Source organism: Paenibacillus sp. JNUCC32, from assembly GCF_014863545.1.
GTDB classification, from domain to species: domain Bacteria; phylum Bacillota; class Bacilli; order Paenibacillales; family Paenibacillaceae; genus Paenibacillus_AQ; species Paenibacillus_AQ lautus_A.
In genome coordinates this window covers 6,454,971-6,472,169 of sequence record NZ_CP062260.1, presented here as the reverse complement: position 1 = coordinate 6,472,169, position 17,199 = coordinate 6,454,971, and the positions used below count along the sequence as shown (strand labels likewise).

Annotated in this window: 20 protein-coding genes; 3 read left to right on the top strand and 17 right to left on the bottom strand. The window is 52.4% G+C overall.

Annotated features, from left to right (window positions below; genetic code table 11):
* Positions 1-69 precede the first annotated feature (69 nt).
* The 5 genes from JNUCC32_RS28650 to JNUCC32_RS28630 form a co-directional block, all read right to left on the bottom strand.
* Positions 70-1,005, bottom strand: a complete 936-nt coding sequence (locus tag JNUCC32_RS28650; RefSeq protein WP_192570513.1) for a DNA-binding transcriptional repressor DeoR — start codon at positions 1,003-1,005, stop codon at positions 70-72.
* Positions 1,006-1,123: 118 nt separating this feature from the next.
* On the bottom strand, positions 1,124-3,259 hold the full coding sequence (locus tag JNUCC32_RS28645; RefSeq protein WP_192570512.1) for an MMPL family transporter: 2,136 nt from the start codon (positions 3,257-3,259) through the stop codon (positions 1,124-1,126).
* Between the two features lie 16 nt (positions 3,260-3,275).
* The gene (locus tag JNUCC32_RS28640; protein ID WP_192570511.1) at positions 3,276-3,704 is read right to left on the bottom strand and encodes a hypothetical protein; all 429 of its coding nucleotides are present in this window, start codon (positions 3,702-3,704) and stop codon (positions 3,276-3,278) included.
* A 199-nt stretch (positions 3,705-3,903) separates the two neighbouring features.
* Positions 3,904-4,479, bottom strand: a complete 576-nt coding sequence (locus JNUCC32_RS28635) for a TetR/AcrR family transcriptional regulator (RefSeq protein ID WP_096776883.1) — start codon at positions 4,477-4,479, stop codon at positions 3,904-3,906.
* A gap of 273 nt (positions 4,480-4,752) precedes the next feature.
* The gene (locus tag JNUCC32_RS28630) at positions 4,753-5,487 is read right to left on the bottom strand and encodes a ThuA domain-containing protein (protein WP_192570510.1); all 735 of its coding nucleotides are present in this window, start codon (positions 5,485-5,487) and stop codon (positions 4,753-4,755) included.
* 149 nt (positions 5,488-5,636) lie between these two features.
* Here JNUCC32_RS28630 and JNUCC32_RS28625 point away from each other — a divergent pair, with 149 nt between their 5' ends.
* Complete coding sequence (locus tag JNUCC32_RS28625) at positions 5,637-6,524, top strand: AraC family transcriptional regulator (protein ID WP_228469028.1); 888 nt, start codon at positions 5,637-5,639, stop codon at positions 6,522-6,524.
* Between the two features lie 358 nt (positions 6,525-6,882).
* Here JNUCC32_RS28625 and rnhA read toward each other — a convergent pair whose 3' ends face one another.
* The 3 genes from rnhA to JNUCC32_RS28610 form a co-directional block, all read right to left on the bottom strand.
* Positions 6,883-7,548 carry a ribonuclease H gene (gene rnhA / locus JNUCC32_RS28620; protein ID WP_096776881.1) on the bottom strand — a complete coding sequence of 222 codons (666 nt, stop codon included), beginning with the start codon at positions 7,546-7,548 and terminating at the stop codon, positions 6,883-6,885.
* A gap of 29 nt (positions 7,549-7,577) precedes the next feature.
* On the bottom strand, positions 7,578-7,802 hold the full coding sequence (locus JNUCC32_RS28615) for a hypothetical protein (RefSeq protein WP_036663762.1): 225 nt from the start codon (positions 7,800-7,802) through the stop codon (positions 7,578-7,580).
* 104 nt (positions 7,803-7,906) lie between these two features.
* Positions 7,907-8,563, bottom strand: coding sequence for a hypothetical protein (locus tag JNUCC32_RS28610; protein WP_228468842.1), 657 nt, complete (start codon positions 8,561-8,563; stop codon positions 7,907-7,909).
* 97 nt (positions 8,564-8,660) lie between these two features.
* On the opposite strand from JNUCC32_RS28610, the gene JNUCC32_RS28605 reads away from it, so the two are divergent.
* Both JNUCC32_RS28605 and JNUCC32_RS28600 read left to right on the top strand, forming a co-directional pair.
* Positions 8,661-9,620, top strand: a complete 960-nt coding sequence (locus JNUCC32_RS28605) for a helix-turn-helix transcriptional regulator (RefSeq protein ID WP_192570508.1) — start codon at positions 8,661-8,663, stop codon at positions 9,618-9,620.
* 75 nt (positions 9,621-9,695) lie between these two features.
* A complete protein-coding gene (locus JNUCC32_RS28600; protein WP_036663754.1) occupies positions 9,696-10,217 on the top strand; it encodes a DinB family protein in 522 nt (173 codons plus the stop codon).
* A 137-nt stretch (positions 10,218-10,354) separates the two neighbouring features.
* Here JNUCC32_RS28600 and JNUCC32_RS28595 read toward each other — a convergent pair whose 3' ends face one another.
* Genes JNUCC32_RS28595 through ehuB form a run of 9 tightly spaced genes read right to left on the bottom strand, consistent with a single transcriptional unit; the run spans position 10,355 to position 17,079 of the window.
* The gene (locus JNUCC32_RS28595) at positions 10,355-10,885 is read right to left on the bottom strand and encodes a DUF2179 domain-containing protein (RefSeq protein WP_015737571.1); all 531 of its coding nucleotides are present in this window, start codon (positions 10,883-10,885) and stop codon (positions 10,355-10,357) included.
* Complete coding sequence (thpD, locus tag JNUCC32_RS28590; protein ID WP_192570507.1) at positions 10,882-11,790, bottom strand: ectoine hydroxylase; 909 nt, start codon at positions 11,788-11,790, stop codon at positions 10,882-10,884. The genes JNUCC32_RS28595 and thpD overlap by 4 nt, the downstream gene beginning before the upstream one ends.
* Before the next feature lie 14 nt (positions 11,791-11,804).
* The gene (locus JNUCC32_RS28585) at positions 11,805-12,197 is read right to left on the bottom strand and encodes an ectoine synthase (protein ID WP_096776876.1); all 393 of its coding nucleotides are present in this window, start codon (positions 12,195-12,197) and stop codon (positions 11,805-11,807) included.
* Positions 12,194-13,486, bottom strand: coding sequence for a diaminobutyrate--2-oxoglutarate transaminase (ectB, locus tag JNUCC32_RS28580; protein ID WP_096776875.1), 1,293 nt, complete (start codon positions 13,484-13,486; stop codon positions 12,194-12,196). Before ectB ends, JNUCC32_RS28585 begins: the two co-directional genes overlap by 4 nt.
* Before the next feature lie 16 nt (positions 13,487-13,502).
* Positions 13,503-14,015: a diaminobutyrate acetyltransferase gene (ectA, locus tag JNUCC32_RS28575; RefSeq protein ID WP_192570506.1), complete on the bottom strand. Its 513-nt coding sequence runs from the start codon at positions 14,013-14,015 to the stop codon at positions 13,503-13,505.
* Between the two features lie 24 nt (positions 14,016-14,039).
* Entirely contained in the window at positions 14,040-14,891 is an 852-nt protein-coding gene (gene ehuA / locus JNUCC32_RS28570) for an ectoine/hydroxyectoine ABC transporter ATP-binding protein EhuA (protein WP_323373477.1), read from the bottom strand.
* Positions 14,892-14,903: 12 nt separating this feature from the next.
* On the bottom strand, positions 14,904-15,566 hold the full coding sequence (gene ehuD / locus JNUCC32_RS28565; protein ID WP_009589563.1) for an ectoine/hydroxyectoine ABC transporter permease subunit EhuD: 663 nt from the start codon (positions 15,564-15,566) through the stop codon (positions 14,904-14,906).
* A gap of 3 nt (positions 15,567-15,569) precedes the next feature.
* Positions 15,570-16,223 (bottom strand): ectoine/hydroxyectoine ABC transporter permease subunit EhuC, encoded by a 654-nt coding sequence (gene ehuC, locus JNUCC32_RS28560; RefSeq protein WP_192570505.1) that lies wholly within the window; start codon positions 16,221-16,223, stop codon positions 15,570-15,572.
* Between the two features lies 1 nt (position 16,224).
* Positions 16,225-17,079: an ectoine/hydroxyectoine ABC transporter substrate-binding protein EhuB gene (ehuB, locus tag JNUCC32_RS28555; protein WP_430623450.1), complete on the bottom strand. Its 855-nt coding sequence runs from the start codon at positions 17,077-17,079 to the stop codon at positions 16,225-16,227.
* Positions 17,080-17,199: the final 120 nt, after the last annotated feature.

Genomic DNA, 17,199 nt, shown 5'->3' with positions numbered 1-17,199 from the left:
GAGGAAGCTGATTGCCGCTTCGATCTTCCGGAACGAGGTGCCGTAAAACTGCACAATATGTTGGACATGTCATGGAAGCAAGGCTTGCGCCGTAAACTGGTCCGTTACCAGGATGTTTGCATACTTGCCGATCAGCGCAGCTCGGATGGCCTCCACCTTGCGCTGCCCGCCTGCCACGAGAATCGATTTCTCCTTGTGGCGCAAATCGTCCAAATCGATGCCCACCGTACGATTGTTGATATCCTCGCTGCACACCCTGCCCTCCGCATCGAAAAAACGGGAGCAAATATCTCCCGCGCCGATGCGCTGGAGCAGCTTCTGTTCTTCCTTGCTCAGATAACCGAGCCGGAACAGCAGCGCGTCCTCATGAACGGTGCCCACCGTAAACATGGCGATATTGGCTTGTTTGCCTAATTGGATAATCCGCTGGATATGCCGGTCCCTCTCCACCATTTCCTTCAGCTCCGTGGTGTCGAAGATGACCGGCAGCGGCAAATATCTCGCCATCGTGTGGTAAGCCTCGGCGAACAGATTGACGATCTCGGCGGCATACGTGTTCACATGCGAATGGCTGACGCCGCCCTTCAACTGCACGACCTCGACGCCCCGAACGGGCTTTTGCTGCAGCTGAAGCGCCACGGCATGCATGGTCGTTCCCCAGGTAACACCGATGATATCCGCATCCTGGACCGTTTCCTGCAGGTAATCGGCTGCCTTTTTGCTGATATGCTTCTGGATTTCGCGGTATTCGTTGACGGGAGAATAACTCACCAGCACGTGTTCCAAACCGTAAGCCTTCTTCACCCTTTCGGCCAAAGCGCCCAGGTCCTCGAGAGGGTCCACGATGCTGATCTGCACGTACCCCTGCTCCTTGGCGTGCTGAAGAAGCCTGGAGACCGTAGGGCGGGAAACGCCGAGTCTCGTGGCGATATCCTGCTGGCTGTAATCCGACATATAGTACAATCTTGCCGCCTCAATGCTGAGGCGCTGTTTATCCTGATCCATGATCCAACCCACTTTTATTATGTCGTAATCGAATTGGGTCCATTATACATCGTTATGCTGCGGATTTCGATAGCCGCATTAATTCCATGAATGGTCAGCGTGCTTATGGACAGAACCATTAAACATCGGTTGATTTTGCGGGATGCCGCTTCTCTTGATCGATGGGTTTCTTTTTTTCAAGGAGAACGAGCAATGCCGGCATCAAAAAGCCGCGAATGATAAACGTATCCATAAGAATGCCCACCGCCACGATAAATCCGAACACGAACAGCACCTCGACCGGCTGAGTCATTAAAACCGCAAAGGTAGCAGCAAGAATAATACCGGCGGATGAAATGACTCCGCCTGTGCTCGCAACCGAAATTTCTACCGCTTTGGCAAGCGGGTATTTCCTGCGCTCTTCCAGAAATCTGGAGATCAGAATGATGTTATAATCGATGCCTAGTGCGACCAGAAATACAAAAGAATAGATCGGAACCCGGTTGCTGATGGAGTCGATACCGAACAGCGTCTGCGTAAGAAACATTCCCAGCCCAAGTGCTGCCAGAAAGGACACCAGAATCGTCCCGACCATGTAAAGGGGGATACGGACCGATTGGGTCATCACGATAAGGAGAATCAGAATCATGAGCGTCTCAAGGATCACAATGACCACCAGATCCCGGTTATTGACCAAGCGGTCATCCACTTGGGATGCCGTTTCCCCGGCAAAGTACAGCTTGCCCTCCATCCCGCTTTGCTTAACCAACTCCTCCGCGCGGTCACGAATATCGCTTAACGCATCCATCGAGCGGGTATCGTAAGGACTCTCGTCGAACGTAAGGCTGTACCGCACAGCGTCACCAGAATCCGTCATTCCGTTCATCCGAATGTTTGCGACAAGCGGTTGCCCCTCCAGAATAGCCATCAGTTCCCGGATGTCGTCCTCTTTCATTGGACCTGCAGATTCGAACAATACCGTGGTAGGAGCTAAATCGCCTTTATCGAACCCACTCTCCAACGCCTCATAGCCTACTCTCGATGACATGTCCTCTGGAAAGGATTTGATGTTGTCAAAGGAGTAGTTCAAATTGAATAGATTGCTAATCGATAATAGTAAAATGATGCCCACAAGAATAACGGATTGTAAAGGTCTCTTGACTACCAAGCGACCGATACTACCCCAGGCGGAGCTTTGCGCTACTGTCGGATCGCCGACTTTCGGAATTTTTGGCCAGAATGATCTTCTTCCGAACAAGGTAAACAACGCAGGAATCAGTGTCACGGACGCCAGCATGATAACAACCATAGCCGTCCCGAAAATCGGAGCGAAATTCCGATATTCTCCGTAGTTCGCGAAAAAGAGGATCAGCATGGCAGCCAGCACGGTGCCGCCCGAGAAAAATACGGGCAGGCCAACTTCTCTCATCGCTGACTTCATCGCTTCATATTTGTTGTCACAGCGTTTCAGTTCCTCCCTGAACCGGGAAAACACAAACAGCGAATAATCGATGACGGCCGCGAACAACAGTATCATCATAATGGACAAAGATTGATTGTTTAGGAGAAGCCCCGCTTTCCCCAATAGCCCAAGCGATTGGTTGACCACTTCATAAACAAAAGCGACGGCCAGCAGCGGGATGAAGGCTAACAAGGGTGAGCGGTAAATTATGATCAGGAGAACCAGCACCAGTCCCACCGTTGAAAGAAGGAGAATCACATCCGCTCTTGAGAACAGATCGAGTGAATCAGCCGAGATTCCGGCAGGACCCGTAACGTACATTGCCAGCTTCGAGCTGTGCGCAACCTCATCCTTGATCTGGTTAAGGATATCCCTAAGCTCCTTGAATTCCAAAGAAGAGACAAACTGCATAGGGATAGCTACTGTCTTCCTATCCTTCGAGTAAAGGCTTTCCCATGCCTGAGGCGGCAGTTTATCCAGCGGAACAGACTCTTGTATGGCCTCTTGATGGTTATGCTCGATCCCTTCCATCATTTTTTGGATTTCTGCTTGATCAATCTCTCCTTGTTTAGATTGAAAGACGAATACGGCCGGCATGCTGTCTTCGTCCGGGAAATATTCACCAAGTTTATCTTTGGCAATTACAGACGGCATGTCTTTAGGAAGCGAGTCTATTCGACTGACCTCGTATTCTTTGGCGCCTGGAGCAAGGGCACCCAGCAGCATTGCGGCAGCAAACCAAATGATCAGGGTAACCCACATTCCTTGTCTTGACGCCACGCGGTCGGTTAGCCAGTTTAACCATGACTTCACGGGTAATCTTCCTCCTTCACATCAATCTGAGGGCCGTAATCAGAACGACTCCGAGGGCGAGTACAGCCGAACTGATAATCGTTGTCCGGTAATACCCAAGTAACGAAGACTTTTTGTCAACATTAACGGCTTTAGATATATTGCGGCTCAACACACTGAGTACGGTAATGCTGAGCAGCACAATCATCGAACCTGCCATCTCCATCAAAGACAAGTAGAACGGAAGATTGCCCCTTTCAAATTGACTGATCATGTAAGATCCGCTGAGTACAATCATAATGGAGCTGGGAAGAATGACCCGGTTAACGATTTTGCGGATTTGATCGCCCGTTCGAAGTGCGTCCCCCTTCTTGATCATGCCAGTCAACAGTAAACCAAAGCTAAAAAAAGCCCCTATCCACAAAATAATTCCTGCAATGTGGATAAAATAAGAAAGCTCATACATTAGGAAACCCTCACTTTCATCGAGTAGTGGTATTTAGCCGCAAGTGACACATGTGTCACTTTGGAGATAGAATCGCTTCTATTTCCGCGTTGAAGACAATGACTCCAATATGACATAAGTGTCACTTTTATGAGCGTCATGGAAATCATGCTTCCTTGTGTCACATGGACAGTATCCCGCAAAGTGACACAAGTGTCAATTAATTATTTTTGTAGATTCCGTGACAAATCATCAGCTGAATAGCATCCAGCCACTCTGTTTTGGGGAGGCCCTCATGATTGGGGATGTTGATCGTTTGGAATATCATCCCCAGGACCAACTGATCCGGAAGCCCGGGATTCAGCAGATCTTCGTCCCGCCCCTGCTTAATAAAACCCTGAAATCGTCCATACATCTCCATATGGAGTTTCTCCAGCAGTTCTTTATTCGATCTGACCTTATCGCCCGCTTCGGCCGGTATCTGTTGATTCATACCAAGTATCTGGTGGATGTTGCTATGTTTATGGATGATGTCCAGCAGTTCCCTTAGTTGCTTCTCAAAGCCTTCGGATTTCTCAAATTCCCCCAGATCCTTCAAAAATCGACGCATTTCATATACCATATAGTCCATAATAAATTCTTCTTTATTCTCGTAGTATTTATAAATCGTTCCCCTGGCTACCTTCAACCGGTCCGCCAGCATGCCGAACGTGAACCCTTCATATCCATGCCGCAGCAGCAGGTCCTTCCCCGTTTGAAACAATAACTGCGTTGAAAATTTCCGTTCCCGTGCCATCTGCTCACCTCTTACGAATAAACGACTCTTTAGCTAAGGATAGCTAAAGAGCCCGTAAGGTGCAACCACCATCTGTTGCGACGGGTCCTAACACGTCAAATCGCGAAGAAAGCACGGTTCCTTCCGGCAACTTGATGTTTACTCAGGTATCGGGCTCGATCGCCAAATAAGCGCTGACCAAATTTGCACGCAAATAAAAAACGAAGCAGCCGTCAGGACACGCTGCTTCGTTATGAAGGTAAACTTCCCACGAATTCATCAAAAGCTTAGAGCCTATACCGGCTGTACGTATTCGAGCGGAGATACCCGGCCATAGGACGTCTTCGCACCTTGAATCGGTGCCGCCCAAGCCACGGCATTGGCAATCACCTGCTGAATTTCAGGCTGGTGATAGGTAGGGAACGCTTCATGACCCGGTCTGAAATAGAAGAGCTTGCCGCGTCCGCGCTTGTAGCAGCAGCCGCTGCGGAACACCTCGCCGCCTTCGAACCAGGAGACAAACACCAGCTCATCCGGCGCCGGAATCTCAAAACGCTCCCCGTACATTTCCTCCTGCGGAATCTCGATAAACTCACCGAGCCCGCTGACGATCGGATGGCCGGGATCGATGACCCACAACCGTTCCTTCTCGCCGTCGTCGCGCCATTTCAGCGCGCCGGTATTCGTGCCGAGAAGGCGCTGGAAAATCTTCGAGCCGTGGCCGGAATGCAGTACGATGATCCCCATGCCGTCCAATACGCGCTGGCGCACTTTTTCCACGATATCATCCCGTACTTCACTGTGCGCCACATGCCCCCACCAGATCAGAACGTCCGTTGAAGCGAGCACGTCGTCCGTCAATCCGTGTTCCGGATCATCCAGCACAGCCGTGCGTACGACGAACTGTGCATCCTTCCCCAGAAAATCGGCAATCGTCCGGTGGATGCCTTCGGGGTAAATCTTCGCGATCTGTTCATTATGTCTTTCGTGCCGGTATTCGTTCCATACCGTTACATTGATATTAGCCAAGGATGGCGGCCTCCTTTAAATTGAAATCCAAAGACCTCTTATACATTCAACCCAAGTATAGGCTGTGTTACAATGAACGGGAATGTGTGAAAGTTACTCTTTTTGTACAAAAACGACTTCGCGTTTTTTAAGGAGAGAGGGTGGAACTCGTGCTATCGATGAACGCTGACTATGTGCCTAGAATCAAACTGATGGGCTTCGTCTCCTATAAGAACCCCTGGATTCATTTCAAACGGAACACCCACGAGCATATTCTGTATTTCGTGAAGAGCGGCGAGCTTCATATGCGGGAGAACGGCGAATCCCATGTGCTCCGAAAAGGCGACATGCTGGTGCTTGAGCCGCATCTGGACCATGAGGGAACCCAGAAGCATCCCTGCGACTACTACTATATTCATTTTGAGCATCCCGATATTCGGCAGGCGTCCGAACGTCCCTTATCCCTGCTGGCCAAGCAGTGGATCATGAGCGAGAATCAGCCGGCAGGCAAGGATGACGGCAGGCCGCTGTACTTTCCGAAGACCTGCACGTTAACCCAGAGAAAAAGTCTTCATCACATGTACCATGCCCTCAGTGAAATGCTGCAGCTTTACAGAAGAAAGCACTTTAACCGCAGTTTGACCGCGCTCAAATTCATGGAAATGCTGATCGAGCTGTCCCGCGAAAGCCTGTTCGATGAACTGGAGAAGGACAGCCCGCACACCAAGTCCTATATGAAAGTGCATGCGCTGCTCGACTACATCCACGAACATTATGCCGAGAAAATCATCAGCTCGGATATCGAACAGCGCTTCGAATGCAACTATGACTATATCAATCGGGTGTTTGCCAAGCTCACGGGCCATACGATCATGCGATACGTGAATCAGGTCCGGATCAATCATGCCAAAGAGTTAATCGAGGCCACCCATCTCAGCTTCGGGGAGATCGGATATCTGACCGGCCTGGATGATCCCTTTTATTTCAGCAAGGTGTTCAAGAAATACGTCGGCATGTCGCCGAACCAATACTATAAGCAGGTTCGCGACAAGGAATAAGGCGGGGGACCGGGGGCCAGCGTCCGGCATCATGGTTGGCGTATCGTGGATAAGTCATAGCGAACGTTCCGGGCGCCCCTTCTTCCTTGGGGATAACCTGCCGCCCCTCCAAGTTAATAGGAAGTTATCCTTGCACTTCTCCACATTTGTTCACAAACGCTGGATAACTCCCCTGGAATCAGGGAGCAAAATGCAGCTTGCGCTGAATGAATGGGGATGATGTTCATAAATCTGTGTATAAAGTAACGTAAGAATAGGTTATGCACAGTTCATGCTGACTCCATCCGTTTTATAGAATGCAATTATCCACATCCGGGGATTTGGATTTTTTCGCATATTCCGGGACAGGATCATTCTTTTATTTGCGCCCGTAGTCTGCCTTAATCTCTCCCCAGCTCTTCGTTTGCCATTTCAGCACCTTGTTCTCGTATGTATTGGTTCGAAGCCAGTGCTCGGCCCGGTCCACGAGATCCCATATCTCTTTGGTTGACGCGTCGCGCGGCAGTGTGGACACCACCTTCTTCTGCTTCAGCCATTTGAGCGCATTCATGGAATCGCTGTACACCGTTTTGGTGCTGCCGATCTTCTTCAAATAAGCCAGCGCATGGACGATCGCCAGGAACTCGCCGAGATTGTTCGTCCCCTTCTGGATCGGTCCGCACGAGAACAGAATATCCCCGGTCTGCGTATCCACGCCTTTATATTCCACCGGTCCCGGGTTTCCCCGCGTTCCCACATCCACGGAGATGCTGTCATAATCAATCTCCCCCGGATCCTCGGCCGCGGAGGCGCTGCTGCGCTTAAAGCTCTTGCTCTTGGAGCCCGAGCTGCTTGATCCGCTTCCGGACTGCCCCCAGTAATTTTTATACCCTGCCGCATAGGCCTGTTCCGCTTCGCTTCGGGATTCGAACGCCTTGAATTTCGCACCTGTAAATTGGTTCACCTGCTGCTGGCATTCGCCCCAGCTTGTATAAATTCCGGGTACTTTGCCTACCCAGACTACGTAATATTTTTGCTTTGCCATCATAAACCTCCATCCTGGAACTAACCTCTCTAGCGTACTATATCACATCCTCCGAAACCAACAAAAAAAGCGCCATCGTCTCCGATCCGCTTTCGATGTTTGACCTTATTCAATTGTTCCTGTTTCGTCGGCTTCACTCTCACATGCTGTGACAGCGCGCCGTAATCCTCGTTGGTCTTTCTCATCGAGACGGCTGACCATATGCCGGCGCGTTCCGCTTTGCGGAGCGCTTTTTGCGTTTTGGTACGGGCCATGAGGCTCACACTCCTTCTATTATAGAACTCCCTATATTGTACGGCAAAATCGAAGGGAATGGAACCGGAGCCGCCGGGACTCCGCCCACCCTTTTGACGCCCGTTTATTTCCATCCCTCAAACGTGAGGATCTTATCCCGGTAATTGACGTCCACTCCCTCATGCGTCCGGTATTTCAGTGCATCCAGCTTCGCTTCGGCGTCGGTCTCCGTCTCATCGCTGCCGATCGTGACCTTATCCTGCTCTACGGCGGTGATGACCCAGGAACCCTCCGTTTTATCCAGGGAATACCTGCGGTTCATTTGAGTCAGCGTTTTTCCTTTCAGTTCCCTGGATTCCGATGCATATACAAACACCTCCCCACTTTGATCACTCTCATAAGGGTCCGAAATGCGAATCGAGGCCTTCTCTTCGTTCATTCCCAAAGATTTGACCAGCCCCCGCATATGCTCCTTATGCTTCTCATACTCTTCGGCGGACATCTCTATCATGTCGCTTGCACGATATTCCTTCTCGTTATATCCGAAAATAATCCGGTCGCTCATAGCCTGCATGTAAGACTCGCTGACTATCCCGCCCACCTCGGCCAAATACTCCGGATAATCCATTTGAAAATGCAGCAGCTTATATTCCGCCGTCTCCTGCTTCTCGACCTGGTTCACGATCTGCTCCCGTTCGTTCTCCGACAAGCCCGAGCCGCCGCAAGCGGACATTCCGACAACCGATAATACGATCAACCCTAATAATAGTAGCCTTTTCATGTTCCCGCCCATCCGTAAATCCTCTCCCTCCTGTAAACCTATGATATAATACGGAATCATTGGAGAATAGATCCAATTATGATAGGAGAGTGTACCGATGAAACTGGAGCGGCTCATATCCATGATTTACATGCTGCTGAACAATGAGATTCTGTCCGCGTCAGCCTTGGCAGAGAAATATAACGTGTCCCAGCGAACCATCTACCGCGACATCGATGCCATCTGCGCCGCCGGCATTCCGGTCGTATCCTATCAAGGGGTCAACGGCGGATACGGCATTATGGAGCAATACAAGATGGATAAAAGCCTGCTCGGTTCCTACGATGTCAGCGCCCTGATCACCATCCTGCACAGCATGTCTACGGTGTTCGAGGATGAACGGGCCCTGGATACGATTCAGCGCCTGCAGACCATTGACCGTTCCGCCAACTCCGCTTCGCAGGGATTGTCCATGGATATCGGGAGCTGGCGGTCGTACAACGAAATCCTTCGTCTTCTTCGCCGCGCCATTACGGACAAGCATGTGATCTCCTTTCAATACATAAGCGCCAAGAATGAACGCATTTATCGAAAAGTCGAGCCCCTGCGACTTATGTATAAATTCGGATCCTGGTACTTGTACGGCTTCTGCAGAACGAGGAACGATTACCGCGAATTCCGGATCTCGAGAATGTCGGAGCTGTCCCCCTCCGCCGAGCCCTTTATGCGCCAGCACTCCGAGGAGCATACGCACGGACCTCAGCTTCAAGAGCAACATCCATATGGGCGGAGCGAACGGTATAACTGGGCATCATCGCCCGATGCCGTAGAAGTCGTGCTGCACGTGTCCCCCGGGGCCCTGGCCAAAGCGATGGATCAATTCTATGACGTACAGCGGGAATTTCATGAAGACGGCTCGCTTCGTCTCACGTTCAAGGTCAATGATCCGGATTCCTGGTGGTTCTGGTCTACCCTGCTGAGCTTTGGCGAGGAGATCGAGATTGTGGAGCCGGCCGACTTAAGGATCCGCATGCAAGCCAAATTAGAAAAAATGCTGCAAGTGTACGGAAAAGTATGACAGTCCGCTGTCATACTTTTTTATTTACAATGTTCCCAAGAAGGAAATAACACGAAGCCAAAGGGGACGATCTTAATGAACTATCCTGTAAAAATGTATGAATACCATGTATGGGCCAACCAGGCCATATTCAACCGTCTGCTGGAACTTCCGGGCGAATTGTACAATCGGACCATCACGAGTATCTTTCCGACCGTATCGGAAGCGTTGATTCATATCTACACGGTGGATCTAGGCTGGATGAACATTTTGTCCGGGAAGGACATGAGCTCTGCATTGGCTGAGGCCTACCAGCTACGGGAAGAGCTTGAAGCGATTTCGCTGGAAGACCTGAACCTGCGGTTTATCGAATTGTCGGATCGATACGCTGCGTTTCTCCGCCAGCAGCCTGACCTGGAGCGGATGATCCGATTGGATAATCCTTATGCCGGCATCCGGGATACCCGCCTGTCCGAGATCATGCTGCATGTCGTGAACCACGGCACTTACCATCGTGGAAATATTGCCGCCATGCTGCGCCAGCTCGGAAGCTCCTCCGCGATGACCGATTACGCTTTTTTTTGGTACCAGAATGAACCGGAGCCCGTCTTCGCCTGATGGCGCTCAGAATAGCGGCGGAAGTCCAGGACCTCTGAAATTCCATGCCGGTCTCAGCCCGACAAAAACCAAAAAGCCTGCTTCAGGAACCCGGTTCCGAAGCAGGCTTTCTATCCTACATCCCGTTTGTACGCTTGTCACAATTTGCGACCTTCCGTCAATCGCACCCAGAAGCCGCCTTTGAAGCTTTTCGGTTCATGGGAGATAATGAACGCTTGCGGCGACATTTTGGAAAGTGACTCCATCAGCCGCCGCTCATTTTTCCGTTTCACGAGCACTTGAAGCACCAGCCGCTTGCCATCCTTGCCGTCCGCTTCCCAAGCGGTCACGCCGTATCCCTTCTCCCGCAGGTTCATGGCCAGGTTCGTCTCAACGGAATTGACGATCACCTGCACCACGATGTATCCGAGTGCCAGATACTCCTCAATTCGGCTGCCGGCATACACGCCCAGGCCAAAGCCCAGGCAGTAGGCCGCCATATTAAAGGGATTGTCCAGATTTTGCAGGACGAGATTGAGACCGAGCAAGTACACGAATACCTCCAGCATGGCCAGAAGGGAAGCTATCCCTCTCCTGCCTTTGATCATCAGAATCAGCCGCAATGAAAAAATCGAGACATAGACCACATTGATGCCGATGATGGAGCCGATCAGCGACAGCGAGATCATAGAGAATCACGGGTGGCGATATACTCCGGTCTTGGCTTCTGGCCCGAATACGGCTGCTTGACCTTGTTCTCCACGCTGTTATAGACCATGAATATATTGCTGCGCGGCATGGGTGTGATGTTGCTGTTCGAGCCGTGCATAATGTTGCAGTCAAAAATCACGATCGAACCCGCCTTGCCGACCGGCGTGTCGATCCCGCCCTCCTTCACCATCCGCGTCAGGCTGTCATGATCCGGAACGCCGTACTCCTGCTTGCGCAGGGAATCCTTGAAATGATCCTCCGGCGTTTGGCCGATGCAGGCCACGAATTCCTTATGCGATCCGGGCACCACCATAAGGGGACCGTTATAAGGATAGTTATCTTCCAGGGCAATGGAACAGCTTAGCGCTCTCATGCGCGGCATGCCGTCCTCGACATGCCACGTTTCGAAATCGGAGTGCCAATAGAACTCCTTGCCCGTAAAGCCCGGCTTGTAATTAATTCGGGATTGATGGATATACGTCTCGCTTCCCAAGAGATATTCCATGATCGCCAGGAGTCTAGGATGCTGGGACAGCTTCTTGAACACTTCGTGGCTCTCATGCACCGCGAATACCGACCGCACTTCGTCTCCTCCGGGCTCCCGGATCACCTCGTCCTTCTCGGAGTCCCGTGCCGTTATCTGCAGCCTGCGGGCCTCCTCCTGATATCGCGAAAGCTCCTCCCGATCAAAGAAGCCTTCCAGAAATAAATAACCGTTGCGCTCGTAGAAGTCGGATTGCTCCTGCGTTAGCGGCGCATCCGGCGTCCACTCCGAATGTACGACCGGATCCTGCCTTTTTAAGATCCGGGGCTCCGCATGCATTCTTGAAGGGTAAACGTCCATTTCTTTTTCCTGAAGGGCCGATGCATGATGTTTACTCATCGCATATCATCTCCTTAATCCGTAATGGGGGCAAGCAGCGGGTAGGTTCCTTCCTCATCGTGAACTTCCGCGCCGGTTAACGGCGGATTGAATACGCAGACCATCCGCATCTGCGAACGGGCTCTCAAATAATGCTTCTCGTGTCCGTCCAGCGCATACATCATGCCAGGGTTGATGGGATAGGTCTCGCCGCCGACAACCTCGATTTCTCCCTCCCCCTCGATGCAGTACACGGCCTCGACGTGGTTTTTGTACCAGATCAGCGTCTCCGTTCCGGCCTTGATCAGGGTGTCGTTAAGAGAGAAGCCCATGCCGTCTTTGGTCAGCAGAAGCCTTCTCGAATTCCATGTCGTTGTATCGATGTCGTCTTTCGTATCCACGATTTCTTCCAAATGTTTAACGATCATGACAACCTCTCCTCTGCAGCTAATTGTTTCATGCTGTTCTCAAAAATCCCCAGTCCCTCTGCCAGCGTGTTCATTTCAATGGTCAGCGGCGGCATCAGCTTGGCAACTTCGCTATGCGGTCCTGACGTTTCCATAATCAGTCCTTGCTCAAAGGCGATTTCGGATAGCCTTCCTGCGTGCTCCGGCTTATCAAAGGCTACCCCCTGGATCATGCCCCTGCCGCGGATTTCGCCCTTAAGCCGGGGATAATCCCTCATGACGTCTTCGAGCGATTGGCGAATCCGATGTTCGCGAATGCCGATATCGAGCTGAAAATCCTCCGTCTTCCAATAACTCAGCGCTTCGGCAGCGGCAACGAATCCGAGATTGTTGCCCCGGAAGGTGCCGTTATGCTCTCCCGGCTCCCAGATGTCGATCTCCGGCTTGATCAGCGTGATGGCCATCGGCAAGCCGAAGCCGCCGATCGATTTCGAGAGGCACACGATATCCGGCTCGATGCCCGCATCATCGAAGCTGAAGAACGAACCGGTTCTGCCGCAGCCCATCTGGATATCGTCGAGAATGAGCAGCATCCCCTTATCCTTGCAGATGCGCGCCAGCTTCTGCAGCCATTGGCGGCTGGCGGCGTTCAATCCGCCTTCCCCCTGAACCGCCTCGACGATGACCGCTGCCGGCAGCGGAATGCCGCTTCCCGGATCATCCAGAAGCTTCTCCATATATGCCATCGTATCCACGTCGCTGCCAAAGTAACCGTCATACGGCATAAATACCGAGTGGCTCAGATCCACGCCGGCTCCCTGGCGCTTGAAGGCATTGCCGGTCACCGCCAGCGATCCCAGCGACATGCCGTGAAAGGCATTCGTAAAGCACAGAACGGTGCTGCGCCCCGTCACTTTTCTGGCGATTTTGAGCGCGGCCTCCACGGCATTGGTGCCGGTCGGTCCGGGAAACATCACCTTGTGATCCCACCCGCGAGGCTTCAGGATAATCTCCTGAAAGCGGGTCAGAAACGTTTCCTTCGCTCCCGTAGCCATGTCTAGGCTGTGCGTAACGCCGTCCTGCAGGATGTAGTCGACCAGCTTTTCGCGAATCCTTTCATTGTTGTGCCCGTAATTCAAGGCGCCGGCGCCGGCAAAAAAATCAATGTATTCATTGCCCTGCGTATCCCACAGCTTGGCATTCCGGGCTTTGTCAAAGACCGTCTGAAAGCTCCGGCAATAACTTCTCACTTCCGATTCCAGCTTGTTAAACACGGTAAGCTTCGGTTTCTCCATGACTTGGTTGTCCATAGTTCCCTCCATTTGTTTAAATGTCATTGAAAAAGGGGCCAATCACGAATAACGGCTCATCTTCATGAGACGTCCCATCCGGAAACATCTCTGCTCCATAACCCACCGTTACGGTGCTCGGAATGGATTTCTCCTCGGCATAACCGAGAAACAGTCGGCGTGATGCCATATTGCTGGGCGATACCGTCGTTTCGATGAAACGGACGCCATGACAGGCCTTCTGGTTCATGAGGCCGGTAAGCATCGCCTTCGCGATCCCCTGCCTCCGGTGCGAGCTTGCAACCGCCACCTGCCATACAAAGAGCGTCTCCGGATTGCGCGGAGAACGAAAAGCGGAGATAAAACCGACGATGTCTCCTTCATGCTCCGCGATCATGCAGGTATCGTTGAAGTAATCCCCTAACAGCATGTAGCAATAAGGCGAGTTCAGATCAAGCGATCCGGTATCGCGTATGAGCTCCCATACCCGGGTGCCGTCCCGCGCCTCCGGTCTTCGGTAAACCACTTCGGTTCCGGTATCCACTGCCATCTACATAAACACCTCTTTCCAGCACTAATTTCCGTTCGAGCGGAACCGCTGCAGAAAGCTCTGCAGCCGCTCGCTCTTCGGATGATCGAATATTTCCTCGGGTGTTCCTTGCTCAACGATCCTGCCGTCGGCTCCGAAGATGACCCGATCCGCGATTTCCTTCGCAAAATCCATCTCGTGCGTAATCAGCATCATGGCCATTTCGCCTTCTTCGGCGATTTCCCGGATCACCTCCAGCACCTCGCCGACCAGCTCGGGATCCAGCGCCGAGGTTACTTCGTCAAACACCATCACCTTTGGCCGCATGACCAGCGCTCTGGCGATGGCGACGCGCTGCTTCTGGCCTCCCGACAAATTGGACGGGTGCATCTTCAGCTTATCGGACAAACCGACCTTGCCCAGCATCGAGACGGCCCGCTCCTCCGCTTCCTCCTTGGACAACCCCAGCACCTTGCGCGGGGCTTCCGTCACGTTGCGAAGCACATTCATGTGCGGGAACAGATTGAAGTGCTGGAAGACCATGCCGACGTTGCACCGCATCCGATGCAGATGCTTCTCGTTTGCCCGGACCAGCCTGCCCTTCTCCTCCATATGCCAGAGCAGCTCGCCATCGACCTCGATGGTCCCCTCGGTCGGCTCCTCCAGCGTCATCAGCATTCGGCCCATCGTCGTTTTGCCAGATCCGCTCGGTCCGATCACGGCCACCTTTTCTCCAGGCTGCATCTCCAAATCGATGCCCTTCAGCACCTGCAGGTCGCCATACGACTTGGTCACGCCCGCATATTTCACCATCGGCTGTGAGCCCGTAACGGGGCTTCTTTCCCGCTGCGGCTTCTTCGCCTCTTCGGCCTGCTCATCGATTACAACGGCATTCAATAGACTCCCTCCTTATTTTCCACGCTGCAAATTCAAACGCTTCTCCAGCCTTTGCACCAGCAAAGACGCAATATAACTGATGATCAGGAACAGAATCCCGACCAGCGTGTACGGTTCGAAAGCGCGAAATGATTGCGACACGATATTTTTGGCCGTCAGCATCATCTCGACCAGCGTAATGGCGCATAGAATCGGCGTTTCCTTAAACATGACAATCAAATAATTCCCCAGCACCGGGATGATCGGCGGCACCGCTTGCGGCAGTATAATGCTCCGCCAGGTCTGGGATTTCGTATAGTTCAGTGCGGTTGCGGCTTCCCACTGTCCTTTGGGCACCCCTTCAATGCCGGAACGGTACACCTCCGACAGATACGTGCTGTAATGCAGCCCCAGGCCGATGACCCCCGCATAGAAGGCCGGAATCGAAATGCCCGTCAGCAGCGGCAAGCTGTAATACAGGAAGAACACCTGTACCAGCAAGGGGGTATTGCGAATAAATTCTATGATTCCTTTGGTTATGAGCGACAAGGGCTTAAATTTGCTCCGCGCGGCAAAGGCAAGCAGCAGTCCGATAATCAATGCCACCACAAAAGCACAGAGCGTGACCCATACCGTCATTTTTAATGCACTCAGAAGCTGCGGCAGTATTTCAAACACATATTTCCAATCCCACATACGCTACAGCCTCCCCGCGGTCAGTTTGCGCTCGAGCAGTCGAACCGCCATCGAGACGATCGTGGCGATGACAAAATACATGAGGAGCAGCAGCACCAGAATCTCGGTCGTCCAGGAGATGTAATTGTTGCGGAGCACCATCGCCTGATACGTTAAATCCGCCATCGTGATGAAATAAACGAGCGAGGTGGATTTGATGAGTTCCACAAGCTGATTCCCGAACGGGGGAAGCATTCGCAGGGACGCTTGGGGCAGTATAACGTTCCACAGCCTCTGCCAAGGCCTCATATTAAGCGCCACGGCAGCTTCCCACTGTCCTTTCGGAACGGCCAGCACCGCACTGCGAACAATCTCGGAGCCGTATGCGCCGAAGTTAAGTCCGATCGCGAGAATCGCCGCCAGCATTTTCGGAAGCTCGATGCCGATGAACGGAAGGGCAAAATACAACCAGAAGAGCTGCACCAGCAAGGAGGTTCCCCGAAAAACTTCGACGTACACGGCCGTCACCGTGCGGACGATCCACAGCTTCGACAGCCGGCACAATCCGGCTGCAAAGGACATCACGATAGCCAGGATGGCTGAAAAGAACGCGACGATAATCGTGATCTCTGCTCCTTTGAGCAGCGTCGGAAGAAAATCGATCCAAGAATTCGGCATGCTATTCCCCGCAGAGCGCAGCGGCCGTCATCTCACCCGGGAGCTCTTCTTCCGTGAACCCGAACTCTTGCAAAATTTCCAGCAGCTCGCCCGACTCCTTCATCTTCTCAAGCTCTGCATTATAAGCCTCCTGGAACTCGGTATCCGCTTGGCGGAAAGCCGTAGCCCCATAACCGCGAACGCTTTCGCCATCGATGACTGGCTGCTCGAAATCAGCCACGCGTTCGATGCTGTCGTCGCTGGCTGAATCCAGCATCGCCTGCAGGGACGGCCCCGTCATGGTAATCGCCTGCACCCGATCGGCCTGGAGGGCGCTGATCGCCGAAGCCTGGTCAGGGACCTGTACGATCCGGTCCGAAGGAATGCCCGACTTCTCCATGTAGCCGATTTCGACCGCGCCGGTCATGACAGCCACCTTGGCCTGCTCATTCTTGGCAATGTCCTCATAGCTTCCGAGTTCCATCGGATTCCCTTGCTTTACCGCAAGGGCTTCCCCGATGCTGTACTCCGGATTCGCGAACAGGACGGCAGAGCAGCGGTCCGGATTAATGAACATGCCTGCCGTGATCAGATCAAACCGATCGGCCTGCAATCCGGCGACCAGCGAACCGAATTCCGTTAGCTCCCCTCTCATCTCCTTGATGCCAAGACGCTCCAGAATAACGCGGGCAATCTCAACCGCTTCACCCGTGAGCTCCCCATTGGCTTCTTTGTAGGCATACGGCTTCTCGTTCGCAAACCCTACGGTGATATATCCCTGCTCTATGGCTCGATCCAGCGTACTTCCTTTGTCGCCGCAAGCCGCGAGCAATACCACCATCATCACGGACAACACCAGCACAACCACTTTCTTCAAAACCTTCCACAACCTTTCGTAATAGCTTTTCACTTTCTTAAAAAACGGCATGACGAAATTATCCGTGTTAGCACATGTGTTAACTTGGATATATGGACATTCAGATACGCGTGCATGGGA